Source organism: Fusicatenibacter saccharivorans (assembly GCF_027667425.1).
GTDB lineage: Bacteria > Bacillota > Clostridia > Lachnospirales > Lachnospiraceae > Fusicatenibacter > Fusicatenibacter saccharivorans.
In genome coordinates this window covers 71,768-88,938 of sequence record NZ_JAQEGR010000017.1, presented here as the reverse complement: position 1 = coordinate 88,938, position 17,171 = coordinate 71,768, and the positions used below count along the sequence as shown (strand labels likewise).

The window sequence follows — 17,171 nt, the reverse complement described above, 5'->3', positions numbered from 1 at the left end:
GGAGATGTCAGGAAGTTGACGGGTTATTCACCATTTACGCTCTGCTAATTCAATCAAAATGCACACTTAATATCTACCGTCATTCCACTATTACTTAAAGAATAGAGATACATTTGATGCACAACATCTAATTCATCAAGCAAATTTTCCCATTTACAATACAAATCCGCTGTAATGATAGAGTCAAATCCAAGCATTTTCTCTATACTGTAGTTACAAAAATCAGCAGACATGAAATAAGATAAACGCCCCTTCATAAAATGTTCTTCACATGAATGTAAAATCTTTTCATCAACAGTATCAGACTTAGATAATTGAATTTCTGATAAAGAAATAAAAGCCCCCTCAAACAGCATTAACAATCTTTCAATGCGTGAAAATAATGCATATAAATCAAATACAGAAACATCCACATCTGAAGTTATTGAAATTTTTCTGATTCCGCATTGTTCTACATCAATATGAAAAGCCTTGTCTTTTTCTATATCAAAGCCAACCGCATGTGGACCATCTAACATTTTTTTATCATCTCTGAAAATAGCTTCTAAAGATTTACATTTTGCAACTTGCTCCATAATATTTCTCCCTCGTACTTTGATTTACTATTCTGATTATACCATTCCATTATTAAAAAAGCTATTATGGCAAACAATATCATGCCCCTATACCTTTATTTATTTTATGTAAAAGACGGCATCAGCTCAACGCCAATGCCCCCATTCTCGGTTATAAAATTCCTGCCTTTTTGAGATACCCAACGCTGTCATAGCACCCTCTGAAATAGATTGCTTCCTGCTGCATATCGCTGAGCCTGTTCCGAAGCTTCAAAACTTCTATCAAAGCCTTACACTCCTGCTCGGATAAATCACTCGGCTTTTCCGTATCCAAAACTGCCATCACTTTGGGATACTCCTTGTAGAGTTCCTCTATCCTTTCCTCTGTGGAACGGTATTCTGGATTTTCTTTTAGCAGCTTTGCGATAACGGAGCTTAGATATTCAGCAAAGATGTTGCTATGCACATCAACAAAGGTTTCAAATCTGAAATTATCAAGCACACCTTTCACCTCCGACATTTACTAATCTAATTCCATAAGTCCATCTGCCGCATAATATTGTGGCTGTACCGGAATCAGAACGCTGTCCGCTGCACTCAACGCATTGATTGTCAGCATTCCCAATGATGGCATACAGTCAATCAAAATATAATCATATTCATCTTTCAACAGTTCCAGATACTCTTTCAGTACTTTTTCCCTATCTTCAACAGTAAATAAGGACATGTCCATTCCGGCAAGCAATTTATTGGACGGAATCAGATCCATCCCTTCTTCATGGTGCAAGACTGCTTCCTTTGGGTCAAACTCCAGTCCCATGATGATATTTTCCATCATACTCTTTAAAGTCACTTTGAGATTTTTGGGAAATCCCAGTCCCATTGTCAGATGTCCCTGTGGATCTGCATCTACCAGCACTACTTTTTTCCCATTCTTTGTCAGTCCGGCTCCCAGATTGATGGTTGTCGTTGTTTTGGCTACTCCGCCCTTCTGATTTGCAATAGCAATTACTTTACACATATACTTTCCTCCGATTTACTGTTTTTCTTCTACTTCTACATAAACACGAAAATATTTACTTGTTCCTTTATTTGCGTAAGCATCAGATACTTCCAGGACATCCAATTCCTTATGCTTTTCCAAAATACGGCGAAACCATTGAATGTCCTTTAAAGTACCCTGTAATCTAATTTTCAGCATATATATCCTCCCAGTCTTTGTAAAAGCAATACTCTGGATAACGGATTTTAATGGCTTCCCAGAAATACCGGGCATATCCACAGCAAAACAGATCTTCTACGGTATAACACTGACATTCTTTCAACTGATCTTCTTCTGCTTCGTAATCTCCGACGCTTGGTGTTCCATTACAATACAGGTTAAATGCCATACGGACAATTCGTAAACTTCCACTGGTCTGCCACCCTTCCTGCAGGCATTCCGTTTTTACACATCCAGTTTTAAAATTATAGATTTTATTCACATTATTTCTTGTGTCTCTGCCGATACCCAGGCAATAAACCAAAGCCCGATGGTAGACATCCTGATATCTGTATTTTTTCAGATATTCCTCATAAAATTTTTCGTGTTCCCTGCTCTTGAAAGTAATTGTGCGAGAATTGCTATTCTCTGCTCTTAACGCTGTGTTTGTCATTTTCATTTTCCTCCTGAATTTTTAATATTTTGGTATAAAAAAGACACTCCATTTCTGAAATGCCCTATAAAAAATAGGGACACCCGCTTTTAACAAGTATCCCTATAATCTATCAATGATCTGATAGCTCTCTATTCATTTTCATATTCAAGATTCTTTGTGTTCCCCGTCCCGAGGTCTAACGCAACAACAACGGTTACTTTCTTCACAAGGCTCTTTTCTTTGTGATTTTCACCTATTTTTCTGAAACTAAAAAACTCTACAAAGTGCGTAAATTCAAGGATTTCTACATATTCTTCCTTTGTAGCAACACCACAGTCTCAACTGTACTTTCTTTGTCCCAACTCATTTCATCGATCTCCTGACCGTTGTAGAACACTGGGAACTTGAATTTGATATGCCTCAAAAATCGTCCATCCGGCAGTTCATCCTCATAAATATCCACACGTTCCACGAAGCTGCTCAGAAACTCTTTCTTTTCAGCATCTGTAAATTTATCATACAGTTTATCAAAGTATAGCAGATATTGATACACATTGTCACTACCCAGCTTTTGCTGGCGAATGTTTTGAATCCGCACTTCCACCTGAGCGATAGAATCTTCAATCTCGTCAATCTGGTCATAAAAATGATACAGACGATCCTGCATATCCTGATACTTCCGGTCATAGTAGCGGTCTGTCACATCCAGACTATCCATCTGCTGTGCCAGTTTGTTTTTGGCCCCTAATACCTGGCGAAGCTGCTTGCGGAGATTTTCAATTTCCTGTTCCAACTCTCCGGTATCAATACGAGTGTTGATTTTCTTCCGAATAGCCGCTTCAAATTTCGGATTTTGTACCAGCTTTTTAATGACTTCTGCCACCGCTGCATTGACCTTATCTTCGCCCCATTGCTTTTTATATGTGCAGACATGCCCATCAACAGAGCGGCGATGCTTGCAAGTGTAGTAGAAATAGTCTTTGTATCGGGAGCCATCCTTTTTCTTCTTACGGTTGACATTGCCATACATACCGGCACCACAAATGGGGCAGCAGAGAATACCAGAAAGAAGATGTTCGTGCTCCAGGCTGTAGGTCTTTTCTCTCTTTACCCCAGTTCTTAATCGCCTGTCGTGTGCAGTGTTCCAGATTTCTTCTGACACAATCGCTTCATGAATACCATCATACAGCATATAGGAATCCTGCTTGACGATATGGTAAGCATTGCGTTTGCCGGGGATTTTCTCATTTTTCCGTCTGCCATAAGCAAGTTTTCCGCAATAAACCGGATTATCCAAAACGCCCTTGATGAATGACGCTGCAAACCCATTTAGCGTATTGTTCTGACGTTTTTTCTTTTGGTATCCCTGCTGGTTCAGCCATGCAGCAATTCCGTTGACACCCATCGTCGTGTTGATGTATTTGTCGAAAATCAAGCGGATAATCTCTGCTTCATCCTCAGCGATTTCCAGTTCTCCGTCTACCAGTTTATAGCCGTAAGGAGCAAATCCGCCGTTCCATTTTCCTTCACGGGCTTTTTGACGGCGGCCTTCCATGGTCTGCACCAGAATATTCTCTCGTTCAATCTCGGCAACAGCAGAAAGCACCGAAATCATCAGCTTTCCGCTGTCTTTGGAGCTGTCGATTCCATCTTCCACGCAGATCAAGTTCACACCGAAATCCTGCATCTTTTGCAGTGAGGTCAATACATCAGCGGCATTACGGCCAAAACGGGATAACTTGAATACCAGCACGAAAGAAACATGATCTTTTCCTTCTTCGATGTCCCGCAGCATTTGCAAAAATTCAGGACGTCCCTCTACACTTTTTCCGGATTTTCCTTCATCAGAGTATTCACCGACAATTACCATGTCCTGAAAGTCTGCATACTTGCGAAGTTTGTCTTTCTGGGCATCCAGACTGTATCCATCTACCTGCATGGAAGTAGAATCTCTCGTATAGATATAACACTCCTTTTTCTTCATTTTACGTTGCCTCCATCCTGCATCGTTATGTAAATTGTGCCACTGTCAGCGACACAATATTTTGGTTTTATGAATTACTAAAACATGTTATTTGTTATCCCAACTTCATTTTATCATGCTGTCTTGTCCGCAGTCAATGAACTTGTTGGAAACTTTTTGGGATTCATACCTGATGACCCCTGTGTACCTTGTTTTGTTGTATCATTCATATCATTTTCTTCTGTTTTGGGAAGATCCAACTCTCCGCCATATTTTTCAATCATTCTGGCCAAAAAGTCGGTGCATCTCTCAAAATCAGCATTTACCATAGGCGCTCCTCCTGTTTGTCCTGATGACGATCCGAATGCTGCTGTTCTCGTTCACGCTGCCCTTGTTTGCGCAACACTTCATCTACCAGGACCTGCAATTCCCGTAGTTTCTTGCTCTCTTTCCAAAGCAGGCTGGCCTGTGCTGATTGCTGGCGGTATTCCTGTTCCAATTGGCTCAGTTCATTCTTCCAAACATCTACTGGTGGTTCGCCGTCAGGCACAGCTTCTTTGAGCTTGCGTTTGGCCAAATAAAAACGTCGGAAGTCACTTTCATGCTCTTGCTTGAACTGCTCCCGACGTTTTTTGAATTTGAAAATATTTAGTTTTTCCTGGAGGGATTTTAGCTCCTCGTATGCTTCTGCATGGCGCAGCAATTCTTTTAGAGCTTTAATCCGCTCCTGTTTTTCTCTGGTGCCCTCTTGCAAAATGTGGCGAGCATCCTCCATTTTCTCCATCTCCTTGCGAAGATCTTCCACGGTAAACAATTTGTGTTCGGATAAATAATTCACGGTTTCATTCAACTGTTTCAAATTCCCGACACGAGCCTTTTGTCTGGCGTAAGCGGGAAGATGCAGGGTGCCTCGGTTGCGTTCGCCATAATAGTCCTGAATCAACCGAACCAAATCCTGACTGGTTTGCTGTTTTCCCAATTCCTCCCGAAGGACCTCAATCCACAGCTTTAAGTCAGCAATCCGCTGTTTGAGATTTTTCAAAATACGATTGGTTGCCTTGATCCAGCGGTTCAATTCACCTTTTTCGGTACGGATACCTTTTTGTTCCATCTGGCGTACCACAGGTCCTTCATGAACAGTAGGCAGAATATCCAGTGCTTGATCTTCATAAGAACGGTGGTCGATACGGCAAGACAAGCCCTTCTGCTCAAATTTTGCGTTTACCATATTGGCCCATTGTTCCCGCCACAATTCCAAAGTTTCCGGTTTTTCCCAATCGGTGGTGGCAATAGCATCAAACACATAGTTTCCATGTTCGTCTCTAATGCGCTCTCCATTCTCGTCCAGATGATAAACTCTGTGCTGTTTGGCTCCCCAGGTTCCATCAGGATTCAGAGGCCGGATTGGCACCATGACATGAAAATGTGGATTTTGTATTCCATCACGTTCCGGGTCATGAACACAAAAATCCACGGTCATCCCGTCTCCCACAAAATACTGGAGAAGAAACGCTCTGGCAACCTCCAGATTTTCCTCAAATGTCAATTCATTTTGCAGGGCAATATCGAAGGAATAAGCCAACTGTGCATCGTGACGGCGCTCTACTTCTTCCACTGCATTCCAGAGCGTCTGCCGGTCTGCATAAGCCATCGGAGCATGGGGCGGCAGCATAATCTCTGAATACATCACACCGCCCTTGCGGGTATAATCACTGGTTTCCCCATAATATTCGCTGTACAGTTTTTCGCCAGAACGATAGGCAGCACAGGCAACAGCTGATCGCCCTGCACTGCGTCCAATCTGGTCAACATGAAAATGAAAAAGCGCCATTTTATTTCCCTCCATTCTGCTGGGCACGATACCGATCAATGGCTTCCTGCACTACGTTATTTACATCCGCTTGTTGGGCCAATTTTTCAAAAATCTGATACTGTTCCACTTTGGTCAAATACTGCACCTCCGGCCAAAAGCTGAGGACAGCACCACCAATATTGCAAAGAATATGGGGTCGCTTTTTGGCCTCGCCCTTGACCAGATATTTTTCACGATTGACCGCTCGCTGAAGCTGATGGGTGTACTGCTCCAATTTTTTCTCTGCGCTGACTTTCTCGGCCAGCAGATCGTCTTTGGTTTTCTTGTTTGGCATAATTACTCGTTCCTTTCTTCAAACAGGCATAAAAAATACCGCTTGCTGGTGCAAACGGTTTACAGGGAAGATAGCCGCATCAAGCGGCGCAAGAGGGAACCCCTCTTGTACGGAATGAAATTCCGCAAAACTTCCGGGCTTAGTAGTACGGAAGTTAACCTCGCAGAGCGCACAATACCGCCATTGAGGAGCGGTATAGAAGTGCGCCCTTAGTTCCCCTAAGGGATTTGGCTGTGTTCTAACCAGCCCCTTTCGTTTTTAACCATAGAGCCTCGAAGTGCTGTACGTACCGTACGCCGTACACCGTACAGTACGTACAGCATCCCCATGTTCAAAGTGCAAATTTTTCAGAATGATGGTCTTACCAGCACCTCGATTCCAACAAATCCACGCACCCGTTTACCTCCGGCAAGATAAATATTGTTGGTTGCCTCCACATTGTACTTTTTCTCGTTTTGAGCTAATTCGGAGCTAAAACGATTTGCGGCAAGTGCGTGCAGAGCATTGTCCTCGCACCACATTTTGTATGCTTCATAGATTGCTTTGGAGCTGGATTCTGCATCAGCCTTAAAGCGGATGTACCCCTCAGATTGCAGGAAGTCCAAAATGTTATTATTGCTTCTGCGAATCAGCTCTACATTTTCTGCGCTTCGATTGCTTACTGTGAAACTGTAACCATTGGCAATCAGTCGGTGCAGCCCTTCCAGACACCAGAGGAAAATCCCCTCCAGCTCATCCAGCATTTTTTCAACCAGAAACGGATCGTCCTTCCGGCCAGCAGGGCGCTCTTTTGTGGTAAGAATCAGCTGCCGACGATAAAAACCATCCGAATGATCATACAGAGAAGTAAGTGAACCATTTCCAAAGCAGAGAAATCGCACATACAGCTGGCCTTGGTAACTTTGGATTCCCTTGCGCTCCAAATCCATTTTTGCCTCGGCAGTAACAATAGATTTGATATAGTTGGTTTTAGGCAAAGCGCTCATATCCATGTCGTCATCCACCATCAGAAGGCGATGTTCCAGATCGGCACGAGCAAACCGGTTTGTCTCTACTTTCTGAATATTTCCCACATTCATGGCGCTGTGAAACATGGCGTTGAGAATCAAACCAATACGGGATTTTCCCTCGCCGCCTCTGCCGATCAGCATAAGCATCTTCTGACCTTTGGTGGATGGAATCAGGCAGTAACCCAGATACTCCTGTAAAGTGAGGATATCGTCCTCCTCCAGCAGTTCTGAAAGAAATTGCAGCCAACGCAGAGGCTTTGGAGCAGCTGGATTGTAGCTAACCGACAACCGATTGTTACAGAAAACCTTTTTCGGTTCAAAATGGCCATCCAGAAAATAAATACCGTTGGCACAGTGGATGCGATCCAACTCCACTGGCAACGGCTCAGAATAGGCTTGAATTTTCAAGCTCTCCAGCAAAGAAGAAGCCCATTTAGAAAGATTAGTGGTTACGCAGCTTTGCACCATATCGATGATTTGACGTTTGACCAGCTCCTCACTTTCCACCGGGCCATCTACCGTAAATAAAGTTCCTCCAATACACCTCATGGGATGGGTTTTCAAAAATTCCTGGCAAAATAAAATTTCATTAATGTGCTTGCCGTCGAACCAGTCCAGCTTGTCCTGACAGCCATTGTCGATTTTTTTCATGACATCCGTCCTCCTTTTTGTGTTCATTTCCGTCTGTGTTTTTTGTGTTCCTGCGGTAGTGGCATATCCTCCTATACCTGCAATTTAGAGAGGGATTTTCTTTACCCTCTGCCATGGTTATGTTGGAATTTCAAAAAAACAGGCTAATGGAAGGACAGACCGATTTCAAAAAACAGGACAACGTGTTATAATAGACTTTAGAACAACAAAGTGAGGAGGGTATAAGGATGGACGTGGTACAACATCAGATACTGTCGCTGGATTTCTGGCAGGACACTGTGAGCTATGAGGGGAAAAACTTTCCGTCCGGTACCATCGGATGTGATGCTCTCAATATTCCCGCTGCTCTGATTAAACAGATTACGGAATTATGTGGGAGTTTGAATCTTTTTATGGGGGCTATGCAGCTTGGTATGGCCAATGCAGAATTGTTTATATCGGCCAGAGAAAGTGCTTTGCAAATTGTCCATAAACTAAAAGATATTCCTCCCTTTTCCTATCTGGATGAAAAGCGGATAACAGCACATATCCAGAAAGTGTTTTCGAATGAATATCTGGAAAATGCCATGGCGTATGCCAAATCTCTTGCTTCCGGAAATTTGATGAATGTTCTGGACCCTCAATATCAAAAGGCACTGACACTTCTGCGGGTTGTCCCTGTGCTGGCACATTTGGGCTATTCTCTGGAACAGTTCCAGGATACTATGCTCCAGTTTGCGGAGTAGCTCAATACCGCAGGACAGGAACGGTCGCCAAGCGGATATGCTGTTTCTTTTGGGGACTTTTTCTCCATTAATCCCAGCTTGTCGGAAGAGGATGGAAGTTGGATGTCCCTAACTAATGCTTCTGTGCAGTATGTACCTGCGATACAACCCGGCAGCGATACGCCGCAACTGGTCAAACGAATGCACTATGTGTCCTTTGTGGGGATGTTCCGATCTGATTTTTTTGAAGGGCTCTGTGTAGGCCATGCGCCGAAGAAATGCCCCATCTGCGGACGTTGGTTTTTGACCACCAATGCCCGGCATACCAAATACTGCGGTAATCTTGCCCCGGGAGATAAGCTCCATCGAACTTGCCGCCAGATTGGAAATCTGCAAGGGAGGTCACAGCGGGAACTTGCTGATGACCATCCTATCAAGCAGATTTATGAACGCCGCTGTAACACCATTAACCGGTATGTCAAGCGTGGGACTCTCGATGCTGACATTGCCAAACGTATGAAAAAACTGACCAAAGATAAAATGCTGCGGACATTGAGCAACGTGTCTTATGCCAAAGGGTGTTATGAATCGGAAATGGAACAGGAATCCCTGCGTCTGGAAGCGGAAATAAAGCTTTAACCAGACAGATTGAAAGGAGGTGCGCCGATGCCGGAATACAAATGGGACATGAAGGGATATGCCTCTAAATATGGATTTTATACCGGTGAAAACTTGTCTCGCATGGAAGCAGAGCGCACCTTACAGTTAGAACCGGAACCGCCTAAAGAATCTGATTTGAACAACTATATCATCCAGGCACAACAGCAGAAGGATTTACGTTATTTGTCCTTCTTTCTGCATCACTATGAAAGGATGCTTAATGGACGAATTTATAGCTTTTGGCGCAGCGACGCAATGAGCGATATGATCCAGAGCGCTTCCTTGACTATAAAATGACCTGTGTTGTGGCTGTGATTGAACGTTTTTCAGATTATGATCCCCGCACAGGAGCTGACTTTACAACCTATTTGTATCCTTTTATCACAGATGCTCTTCTTTATTGTCGCATGCTGGAAGAAAGCTGGTTTGTGGATTCTCTGGACCAATACAAAAAAATCCGAGGAATTGCATGGAAATACCGCACATCGGGAGAAAACGCAAAGAAAACCATCTCCGAATATGCGGCTGAAAAGAACTGCAAGCAGGAAACGGCTGCTGAATATCTGAATGCTGCAAAAGGGATTCGCAGCCGCCAGTCATTCTATGTTTCCCGACAAGATGAAGACAGCGAGGAAACCGGCGAAGATGTCAGTCGAGACGATTACTGGGACTATGCCGAAATCCTCTGGAATGGTATCAAAGCCGAAGCCATTCAAAAAGCCTTCGATGCTCTTGACTATCGAGAACAAACGTTACTGGAAAAACGCAACGCTATCTGTATGCGCTGCGGCAGAGTAAGTCCCATGAGCAGCCGTTCTTCCTTTGAGGAGCTTGCTACTCTGTTTGAAGGAAGCGGAACGTGCATATCGCAAGGCGCTGGACAAACTCACCACTATTTTGGTAGAAGAGGGTATTCTGCACGCTGTGCGTCTAAAATGCAAAAACATTACCAGAAAGAAAAAAGAAATCGCCACCGCAATCTATCTGTATCAGGTAGATTGCGATGGCGAATGGGGCGAAATATATTTTGACTTTGTGAACCGGACAACGGAAATCCAAAAACTTGCAGAATGGGATCGAATGATAAGTCAAGTATTCGCTAAAAAAGCAATCATATACCTAACACGTCATGTGGACCCTATGAACGTAAAACAAGCATACATTGTCTTTTAGCTATACAGTGCAAGGAGGTTTATCATGCTTTTATCAAAAATTACAATAAATAATTTCCGATTAATTGTTAATGCCGAACTGGATGTTCATCGAAATATCACCTTAATTGTTGGCCGCAACAATACGGCAAAAACATCATGTATGAGCATTTTAGAGAAGGTGGTTAAAAATAGGGTTTTATCATACGACGATTATCCTTTGCAGAGGCGAAAATATGCATTTATACTGTTGGCTCAATTTATGAGAAAAAAGATAACGTATGAACAGCTATGCAAAAGATTACCGTTAACATCAATAGAGTTCCTCATCGATTACTCTTTAGATGATGCGGAAGATAATTTGGGAGCACTTTCCCCATTTATTATTGATGTAGATGTTGATACAACAACTGCATTAGTTAAAGCTGAATACTCATTGAAAATGGATGAAGAATCGTTGCGCAACTGTTTCCATACCTGTTTTTATAAAGATGGGGCATTTGCCTTAGATCCTCAAGAAACAAAAGAGGTGTGTTCTGCAAATTTCTCAAAAATGTTTGAATTGGTTATATATGCTATTAATCCCAAGAACAAAGCAGATGTACAAATAAAAACACAAAAAGAATTGGCAGATCTTTTTCCATTCTATCCAATACCAGCAGAGCGTGTATTAGGGGAAGCCACAGAGCAAAATTATAATTCTTTAGGAACGCTGATTAGTAGCTATTTTAGTGTCGATATAAAAAATTTAGACCCCAAAATAGCAGCAGATGTATTAAAGTTACGTGAAACTGTTGAGGAAGCAAACAAATCCATTCAAAGGGAAAGCAGTAATCTTCTCAGCTCGATTGTTGGAAAAGCTATTGGCTTTGGTTATCCGAACGGAGAGGAATTGCAGCTTGGAGTCAACACTAAACTACAAATTGATAATCAGATAAAAGACCAAACAGAATTAACCTATACGGCTCCACTTGCCGGCGAAGCTCTTCCAAGCTCACATAATGGCCTTGGCTACAAAAATCTTATAAAGATGGAATTTTTACTTGCTGATTTTTCAGAAAAAATTAAGCAAGATCACACAGCATGTATTCCATTACTATTTATCGAAGAGCCGGAATCACACATGCATCCCCAAATGCAGCACACGTTCGCAGGATATTTACAAACATTCTTATCAAAAATATCGGATGTACATATTCAAACCTTTCTGACTTCGCATTCGGCACATATTGCTAATACTATGGATTTTTCCAACATCCGGTATGCACAAAAGACAAAAAGAGGCGTTGTTTATAAGGATTTAGGCGCTTTTGGTGCAGAAGATTCCGAAAATATGGATTTTATCAAGAAGTATCTAACGTTGAGCCGTTGCGACCTGTTTTTTGCTGATAAGGTTATTTTTGTGGAAGGCGCATCGGAACGTTTGCTTGTCCCGGACATGATAGAAAAATGTGATAAATTAGGACTATTTGCGCCCATAACATATAAGCTTCCAGCTCAATATTATGCATTAATTGAAATCGGCGGGGCATATGCATATAAATTTATACCATTTGTTCGCTTTTTGGGGATTCCCTGCTTGATTATTACTGATATTGATGCAATGAAAGATGGGAGAACTAAATCTGTTGTGAGCAAAGGGAAAACCACATCAAATTCAACAATTAAATGGTGGGTTAGACAAGTAAAGGGGTTACCAAGTGCTGACAAAAGCAAGATAAAATTAGAAGATATTATAAATCTAACAGCTGACGAGAAAACGATAGATAAATGCCATATAGAATTTCAGGTTGCTGAAAATGGACTATGCGGAAGATCCTTAGAAGAAGCCATCAAAAACGTGAATAGAGCTTTTTATGGGTTAGCTGATCCTGTTACAGAGAAAAAATTGGAATTTACAGAAAAAAGTAAAACAGATTTTGCGCTCAGATTGATTTGTGATTACCCTGATTATTCTATTCCCAAGTATCTTAAAGATGGTTTGGTATGGCTCAATAAGCAAAAAGTCCTTGTGTAAGGGGGGGAAACGTATGTCAAAGGAAGCTCAAAAATCAAACTTTGAGTTAGCACAAGAGGAAGCTAATAAAATAGACCTACAGATTATCGATACCCTTCAAAAGGGATATAATTTTCGTGTTGAAGCTGGGGCCGGGTCAGGCAAAACCTATTCACTTAATAAGGTTATTGAGTGGATACAAGTAAATAAATGGAAGCAGTACCGCAAAAAGAACCAGCATGTAGTATGTATTACTTATACAAATGCCGCAGTGGATGTTATCTCCGGACGACTGACAAATGATTCTTTTATTATTCCGTCAACAATTCACTCTTTTGCATGGAATGCAATTAAGCAATACCAGAGTACCCTCATCAAAATTATAAGTGAAGATGAGACATTGCGGTCAACCGAAGGAGATTTTTTTGCAATTAGAAAAGTAGAATACACATTAGGACATCGATATAATGAAAATGGTATCATGTATCTTTACCATGATGATGTCATTCGATTGTTTGCTGCTCTTTTAGATAATGCAAAATTTCGCCGCGTTTTTAGTGATAAATATCCATTAATTCTAATAGACGAATATCAAGATTCATTAAAACCAATTATTGACCGATTTTTGGAATACTTTATATCACTCAATTCTGGTCCTCAATTTGGATTTTTTGGAGATTCATGGCAAACCATTTATCAATCAAATAAGGCATGCGGCTTAATACAGCACGAAAATATTGTTGAAATAAAAAAGGGGGCGAATTTCCGTTCTGCACCTAAAATTGTAGATCTATTAAACTTTATTAGGCCGGAGCTTCCTCAGCGCTCTGCCATTGACAACTTTGCTGGAGAAGTCACAGTTATTACATGTGATGATTATATAGGAGAGCGAAGAACGGACCGAAATTTCAAGGGTGATTTGCCTTCGCCTGAATTAAAAGAAAGACTTAATGGTCTAATGGAGCATATTAAACACAGCTGCATTCCTGCCAGTGAAAATGTAAAGACATTAATGATTACACATCGAGTTCTCGCTGCCCAACAGGGATATAATAAACTTTTAGATATCTTAAAGGATGGTCTTAGAGATAAGGAAGATCCATTTCTGCTATTTTTTATGGAACAGCTTGAACCAATATATCAAGCTTTAGAGACCAATGATATGCAGTTACTGTTTGACACGCTGAAACTAAAGCGTTATCCTATCACCAAAAAAGCTGAAAAAGTTAAATGGAAAAATCTACAAGAAGCTTTGAAAATAGCACGCAAAAAAAACAGTGTAGATGTTCTCCGAACAGTATTTGAATCAAAGTTGATTCCGATTCCGGCAAAAATTGACGGGTATTATGATCTATATCTAAATGCACCAGAAACAATGTATTCGGGAGCCGATGTGACAATTAAGGATTTTTTGGACATAGAATACGAACAGTTTTTGGCAGCAATCAATTATTTTCATCCGGAAGCAGACTTTTCTACGGAGCATGGCGTTAAAGGCGAGGAATACGATAATGTGATTTTTGTTATAAGTAAAGGATGGAATCAGTATCAGTTTGAAACTTACGCCCCTATGATTAAAAACGGATATCCACAGGATAAAGAGGCAGCATACATAAGGAATCGCAATTTGTTCTATGTATGTTGTTCCAGGCCTAAAAAACGGCTTTATTTTTTCATTTCTGTCCCTGTTGATCGAGTTTTTAGAAAATTCCTTGCAGAAATGGTTGGAGAAGATAATATCCTTACGTATTCAGAATTTCTAAATTCTCAGAATCACAGCAAAACTGAATAGCGTTTGATATAAGGCCCGCCGCCCAATAGGACGACGGGCCTTATATCACTGTTGCTCAGAATATTGTCTGCATAGCAGTCAAATCAATCTCTGCATCCTTCATGACAGAACGCATGTGTTCTTCCATATATGCCCAATCAGGTATATATGTTCCATCCATCTGTTTCACTGCTGGCAACTTAACTTTTAATTTGAGCATTTCAGCCCGTGTCATTTTTCTAATAAAATCATACCTGCCATTTAATATCGACTTGATAACCGAGTTCAAAAACAATCCCTCGTTTCTTGTCCATTCGTGTGTTTTGGCGTACATCCCCTGCACGTGTGGATAACCGATAAAATCTTTCTCCTGATAGAAAAAGGAATCCGTGCTTTTCGCTGCGGTGTCAGTAAATGTAATAGTCCCAGCCTTTTCTGTACAATCTAAATTGGAATATCCACCAACGCCATTATTAAATCCTGTGTTTACAACAACTGGGTTCGTACCATCGTCTTCAAAAAGTTCAATATTGATTTTCTTGTAAGCCTTGGTTGGATGAATATCAAATAAATCTCCAATAGTAAATTCCTTCCATTCAGAAGTATTCACCTCATGTTTTTCGTTATCGGCTTTCATTAAACTTGCAAGGTTTACCTCAGATTCTTTCACGATCTCTGACATGTATTCATCCATGTATGCCCAGTCCGGTTCACCGTTTATGTCAACAGGAAGCATAATTTCATCCGCAACCATAACATCTTGCTTCCACTTATCAACATAGTTGTAGCGTGCACTGATGGCTTTAATCAGAGGTGCTATAAACAATGCAATATTACGATTCATATTAAATTTCGGATATAGCACGTTGACATCGTCCGAAGCAAGAAACGGCTCATCTTGATAAAACGTTTCTCCAACACTACCATTATAGCAAACGGTAATCGTATTTGCCGGGTGCATATTCTCTGTATTACCCACCAATGAAGTGCAACCATTGTTCATGGACGATGATCCGATAAAACGGATATCTCCCGATTTCATATGGGCTTTAGTAAGACGTGTGCCTTTGATAACATCAAAGATATTGCCTATAGCAAAAGGCTTCCACTCACTTATATCAATTTTCGTCATCACCGTCACCACCTTTCTGCATAGAAACGGTCACGGTCTCATCATCAATACTTACTTGGCTCGAATACAGCGCTGTGGTCATCAGTTTCTCGCCAAATGTTTTCACATCGATCCTCTTTTGGAACATCAGATAGTCCATTGCTGTCTTGCGGAAGTCTTCCTCGAAAATCTCGAACGGCTTCTGTGGTACCTGATATGATAAATGCTCGGCAGGATTAACCCATTGACACGTATCATCACCGGACTGCTTTTCCATGACTTCAACCCAATGTGCCTCGATAGCTGCCCACTTTCCGTAAATATCATGCCGCCCTTTGTTTTTAACTGTTGCAAGTCCATCAGACTCCATATAGCAAGCAAAGAATTCCTTTCCTTCTTGCCCAACGCCAGCTTCAAATACAAAAATGCTTGTAGTGATACCAACGCCAAAGAACAAGTCTTCAGGCAATTTAATGACTTTTCGCAGACGATGATTCTTCAGAATACGCTTCATCTGGGCCTTGCTTGCCTTTTCTAACTTCTTATCAGGCAAGATAAATGCACATTGCGTGTGAGCAGGAACATTATCCAGCACATTTTCAACAATTTTCATGCACCCATATTTGTTCTCGTACGGCGGGTTCATCAAAACTTTCGTGATAGGCTTCGATTTCATCCACTTGCAGGCAGGATCAGTACGGGCATCCATCTGCTCAAGGTTGGTTTTGCCGTCTTTATGAATCAGCATGTTTGCGCACGCCAATGCATAAATTTCGCGGTCAAACTCAATTCCATAAAGATGGTTTGACTTAATTTCGGCAGCTGCATCTGCCTGCATACCTCCGGCCTCTCGGATCATATTTGCCATAGCCTTTACAAGGAAGCCACCTGAACCGCAAGTCGCGTCCAATATATAGTCATCTTTATTCACATCAAGAATCTTATACATAAAGTCGGTGATATGCTCAGGCGTAAATACCTGACCAGCCTCAGACTTCTTCTTGTAACGATTGAATTCGTTAAAGAAGATGCCCATTACGTCTTCACCACGCCATTCATTTGAGTTGACACACTCGGAGATCTCAACAACCCAGTCGATAAAATCATTGATTGCCTGCTGATTGTCCGTTGTATTCATTTTAATGTCGGAATATTCTTCCAACAGAATATCAATTTTAGCATTTTGCTTTCGGCTATCTTCGAGCGATTTGGACAGCGTCGAATGAATTGCTGTATGGAATGTCGCATACCCCATATCTTTTAGACGCTGCAATCCAGCACCATAACGTTCAGCTACTAAAGCGCATGCAGTAAATATCATACGATGATACAGGTTTTTAATACCAAATTCAAAATGTAGCCCATTATTGATCTTTGCGGTTAATTCATAGATTCGCTCTTTATCAATACTATCCACGGTATACAGAGACAGATAATAGCTAACACTCTGCAACTTGGTGGGTGTCTTTACTTCCTCTTCACCTTTGAAAACACGAATATCTTCTCCGTTATATAGAATTCCTACAACCTTCTTATATTGTGTTTGCATAATGCGCACGTTTTTCAGAACTTCATCAACTTGCGCTTGTCCAAGAGTAATACGAGTTGCTTTCGTTTCCAGAACAACTGCAACCTCATTTTTATTATTCGGCAGATACCAACCATCTGGTTTATCAGCTACTCCTGGGAACCCAAGCTGATTGAATGTGGTAAGCTGCCCCACACCAGCACGCGCAATTTCACTATCAACCAAACCAAGAGCTTCACGAGCTAAGTCGCGAACAGCATCTTCTGTCATACTCTTTGCCATATTCAT

17 protein-coding genes and 1 pseudogene are annotated in these 17,171 nt (G+C 41.4%); 6 read left to right on the top strand and 12 right to left on the bottom strand.

The annotated features are described in order from the left end of the window. Nucleotides 1-53 precede the first annotated feature (53 nt). From PGS38_RS14870 to PGS38_RS14825, 10 genes and pseudogenes are all read right to left on the bottom strand, one after another. Nucleotides 54-575: a hypothetical protein gene (locus PGS38_RS14870; RefSeq protein WP_119188577.1), complete on the bottom strand. Its 522-nt coding sequence runs from the start codon at nucleotides 573-575 to the stop codon at nucleotides 54-56. A gap of 151 nt (nucleotides 576-726) precedes the next feature. Continuing rightward, entirely contained in the window at nucleotides 727-1,056 is a 330-nt protein-coding gene (locus PGS38_RS14865) for a DUF6664 family protein (protein ID WP_270476394.1), read from the bottom strand. A 27-nt stretch (nucleotides 1,057-1,083) separates the two neighbouring features. Then, nucleotides 1,084-1,575, bottom strand: a pseudogene (locus tag PGS38_RS14860) (ParA family protein); the annotation flags it as partial. Between the two features lie 15 nt (nucleotides 1,576-1,590). After that, complete coding sequence (locus tag PGS38_RS14855; RefSeq protein WP_004612805.1) at nucleotides 1,591-1,755, bottom strand: hypothetical protein; 165 nt, start codon at nucleotides 1,753-1,755, stop codon at nucleotides 1,591-1,593. Beyond that, nucleotides 1,742-2,209, bottom strand: coding sequence for a DUF6075 family protein (locus PGS38_RS14850; protein WP_119188578.1), 468 nt, complete (start codon nucleotides 2,207-2,209; stop codon nucleotides 1,742-1,744). Before PGS38_RS14850 ends, PGS38_RS14855 begins: the two co-directional genes overlap by 14 nt. 286 nt (nucleotides 2,210-2,495) lie before the next feature. Next, on the bottom strand, nucleotides 2,496-4,175 hold the full coding sequence (locus PGS38_RS14845) for a recombinase family protein (protein WP_119188579.1): 1,680 nt from the start codon (nucleotides 4,173-4,175) through the stop codon (nucleotides 2,496-2,498). 113 nt (nucleotides 4,176-4,288) lie between these two features. After that, a complete protein-coding gene (locus tag PGS38_RS14840; protein ID WP_003525812.1) occupies nucleotides 4,289-4,483 on the bottom strand; it encodes a hypothetical protein in 195 nt (64 codons plus the stop codon). Further along, nucleotides 4,477-5,985 carry a MobQ family relaxase gene (gene mobQ / locus PGS38_RS14835; RefSeq protein WP_270476393.1) on the bottom strand — a complete coding sequence of 503 codons (1,509 nt, stop codon included), beginning with the start codon at nucleotides 5,983-5,985 and terminating at the stop codon, nucleotides 4,477-4,479. Before mobQ ends, PGS38_RS14840 begins: the two co-directional genes overlap by 7 nt. A 1-nt stretch (nucleotide 5,986) precedes the next feature. Continuing rightward, nucleotides 5,987-6,301 (bottom strand): DUF3847 domain-containing protein, encoded by a 315-nt coding sequence (locus PGS38_RS14830; RefSeq protein WP_119188580.1) that lies wholly within the window; start codon nucleotides 6,299-6,301, stop codon nucleotides 5,987-5,989. 347 nt (nucleotides 6,302-6,648) lie between these two features. After that, nucleotides 6,649-7,953 (bottom strand): DNA primase family protein, encoded by a 1,305-nt coding sequence (locus PGS38_RS14825; protein ID WP_442859838.1) that lies wholly within the window; start codon nucleotides 7,951-7,953, stop codon nucleotides 6,649-6,651. Between the two features lie 236 nt (nucleotides 7,954-8,189). Between PGS38_RS14825 and PGS38_RS17585 the strand changes: the two genes are divergently transcribed. The 6 genes from PGS38_RS17585 to PGS38_RS14805 all read left to right on the top strand — a co-directional run bounded on the left by PGS38_RS17585 (nucleotide 8,190) and on the right by PGS38_RS14805 (nucleotide 14,265). Continuing rightward, nucleotides 8,190-8,687: a hypothetical protein gene (locus PGS38_RS17585; RefSeq protein ID WP_330426908.1), complete on the top strand. Its 498-nt coding sequence runs from the start codon at nucleotides 8,190-8,192 to the stop codon at nucleotides 8,685-8,687. A 102-nt stretch (nucleotides 8,688-8,789) separates the two neighbouring features. Beyond that, nucleotides 8,790-9,305: a DUF6076 domain-containing protein gene (locus PGS38_RS17580; RefSeq protein WP_330426909.1), complete on the top strand. Its 516-nt coding sequence runs from the start codon at nucleotides 8,790-8,792 to the stop codon at nucleotides 9,303-9,305. Between the two features lie 27 nt (nucleotides 9,306-9,332). Continuing rightward, nucleotides 9,333-9,623, top strand: coding sequence for a hypothetical protein (locus PGS38_RS17575; protein WP_330426910.1), 291 nt, complete (start codon nucleotides 9,333-9,335; stop codon nucleotides 9,621-9,623). Between the two features lie 8 nt (nucleotides 9,624-9,631). Beyond that, complete coding sequence (locus PGS38_RS17570; RefSeq protein WP_330426911.1) at nucleotides 9,632-10,357, top strand: hypothetical protein; 726 nt, start codon at nucleotides 9,632-9,634, stop codon at nucleotides 10,355-10,357. A gap of 166 nt (nucleotides 10,358-10,523) precedes the next feature. Then, nucleotides 10,524-12,494: an AAA family ATPase gene (locus tag PGS38_RS14810; RefSeq protein WP_270476392.1), complete on the top strand. Its 1,971-nt coding sequence runs from the start codon at nucleotides 10,524-10,526 to the stop codon at nucleotides 12,492-12,494. 13 nt (nucleotides 12,495-12,507) lie between these two features. After that, the gene (locus PGS38_RS14805; RefSeq protein WP_270476391.1) at nucleotides 12,508-14,265 is read left to right on the top strand and encodes a UvrD-helicase domain-containing protein; all 1,758 of its coding nucleotides are present in this window, start codon (nucleotides 12,508-12,510) and stop codon (nucleotides 14,263-14,265) included. A 55-nt stretch (nucleotides 14,266-14,320) separates the two neighbouring features. Here the strand turns inward: PGS38_RS14805 and PGS38_RS14800 are convergent, their stop codons facing one another. Together PGS38_RS14800 and PGS38_RS14795 are read right to left on the bottom strand one after the other, a co-directional pair. Then, a complete protein-coding gene (locus PGS38_RS14800; RefSeq protein WP_119188582.1) occupies nucleotides 14,321-15,376 on the bottom strand; it encodes a restriction endonuclease subunit S in 1,056 nt (351 codons plus the stop codon). Further along, on the bottom strand, nucleotides 15,363-17,165 hold the full coding sequence (locus tag PGS38_RS14795) for an HsdM family class I SAM-dependent methyltransferase (protein WP_119188583.1): 1,803 nt from the start codon (nucleotides 17,163-17,165) through the stop codon (nucleotides 15,363-15,365). The genes PGS38_RS14800 and PGS38_RS14795 overlap by 14 nt, the downstream gene beginning before the upstream one ends. Nucleotides 17,166-17,171 lie beyond the last annotated feature (6 nt).

What these genes read in the sequence shown, in the direction of transcription:
- PGS38_RS14870 (WP_119188577.1), bottom strand. Translation starts at nt 575, where the DNA reads ATGGAGCAAGTTGCAAAATGTAAATCTTTAGAAGCTATTTTCAGAGAT.
- PGS38_RS14855 (WP_004612805.1), bottom strand. Translation starts at nt 1,755, where the DNA reads ATGCTGAAAATTAGATTACAGGGTACTTTAAAGGACATTCAATGGTTT.
- PGS38_RS14850 (WP_119188578.1), bottom strand. Translation starts at nt 2,209, where the DNA reads ATGACAAACACAGCGTTAAGAGCAGAGAATAGCAATTCTCGCACAATT.
- PGS38_RS14845 (WP_119188579.1), bottom strand. Translation starts at nt 4,175, where the DNA reads ATGAAGAAAAAGGAGTGTTATATCTATACGAGAGATTCTACTTCCATG.
- PGS38_RS14840 (WP_003525812.1), bottom strand. Translation starts at nt 4,483, where the DNA reads ATGGTAAATGCTGATTTTGAGAGATGCACCGACTTTTTGGCCAGAATG.
- mobQ (WP_270476393.1), bottom strand. Translation starts at nt 5,985, where the DNA reads ATGGCGCTTTTTCATTTTCATGTTGACCAGATTGGACGCAGTGCAGGG.
- PGS38_RS14830 (WP_119188580.1), bottom strand. Translation starts at nt 6,301, where the DNA reads ATGCCAAACAAGAAAACCAAAGACGATCTGCTGGCCGAGAAAGTCAGC.
- PGS38_RS17585 (WP_330426908.1), top strand. Translation starts at nt 8,190, where the DNA reads ATGGACGTGGTACAACATCAGATACTGTCGCTGGATTTCTGGCAGGAC.
- PGS38_RS17580 (WP_330426909.1), top strand. Translation starts at nt 8,790, where the DNA reads ATGTCCCTAACTAATGCTTCTGTGCAGTATGTACCTGCGATACAACCC.
- PGS38_RS17575 (WP_330426910.1), top strand. Translation starts at nt 9,333, where the DNA reads ATGCCGGAATACAAATGGGACATGAAGGGATATGCCTCTAAATATGGA.
- PGS38_RS14810 (WP_270476392.1), top strand. Translation starts at nt 10,524, where the DNA reads ATGCTTTTATCAAAAATTACAATAAATAATTTCCGATTAATTGTTAAT.
- PGS38_RS14805 (WP_270476391.1), top strand. Translation starts at nt 12,508, where the DNA reads ATGTCAAAGGAAGCTCAAAAATCAAACTTTGAGTTAGCACAAGAGGAA.
- PGS38_RS14800 (WP_119188582.1), bottom strand. Translation starts at nt 15,376, where the DNA reads ATGACGAAAATTGATATAAGTGAGTGGAAGCCTTTTGCTATAGGCAAT.
- PGS38_RS14795 (WP_119188583.1), bottom strand. Translation starts at nt 17,165, where the DNA reads ATGGCAAAGAGTATGACAGAAGATGCTGTTCGCGACTTAGCTCGTGAA.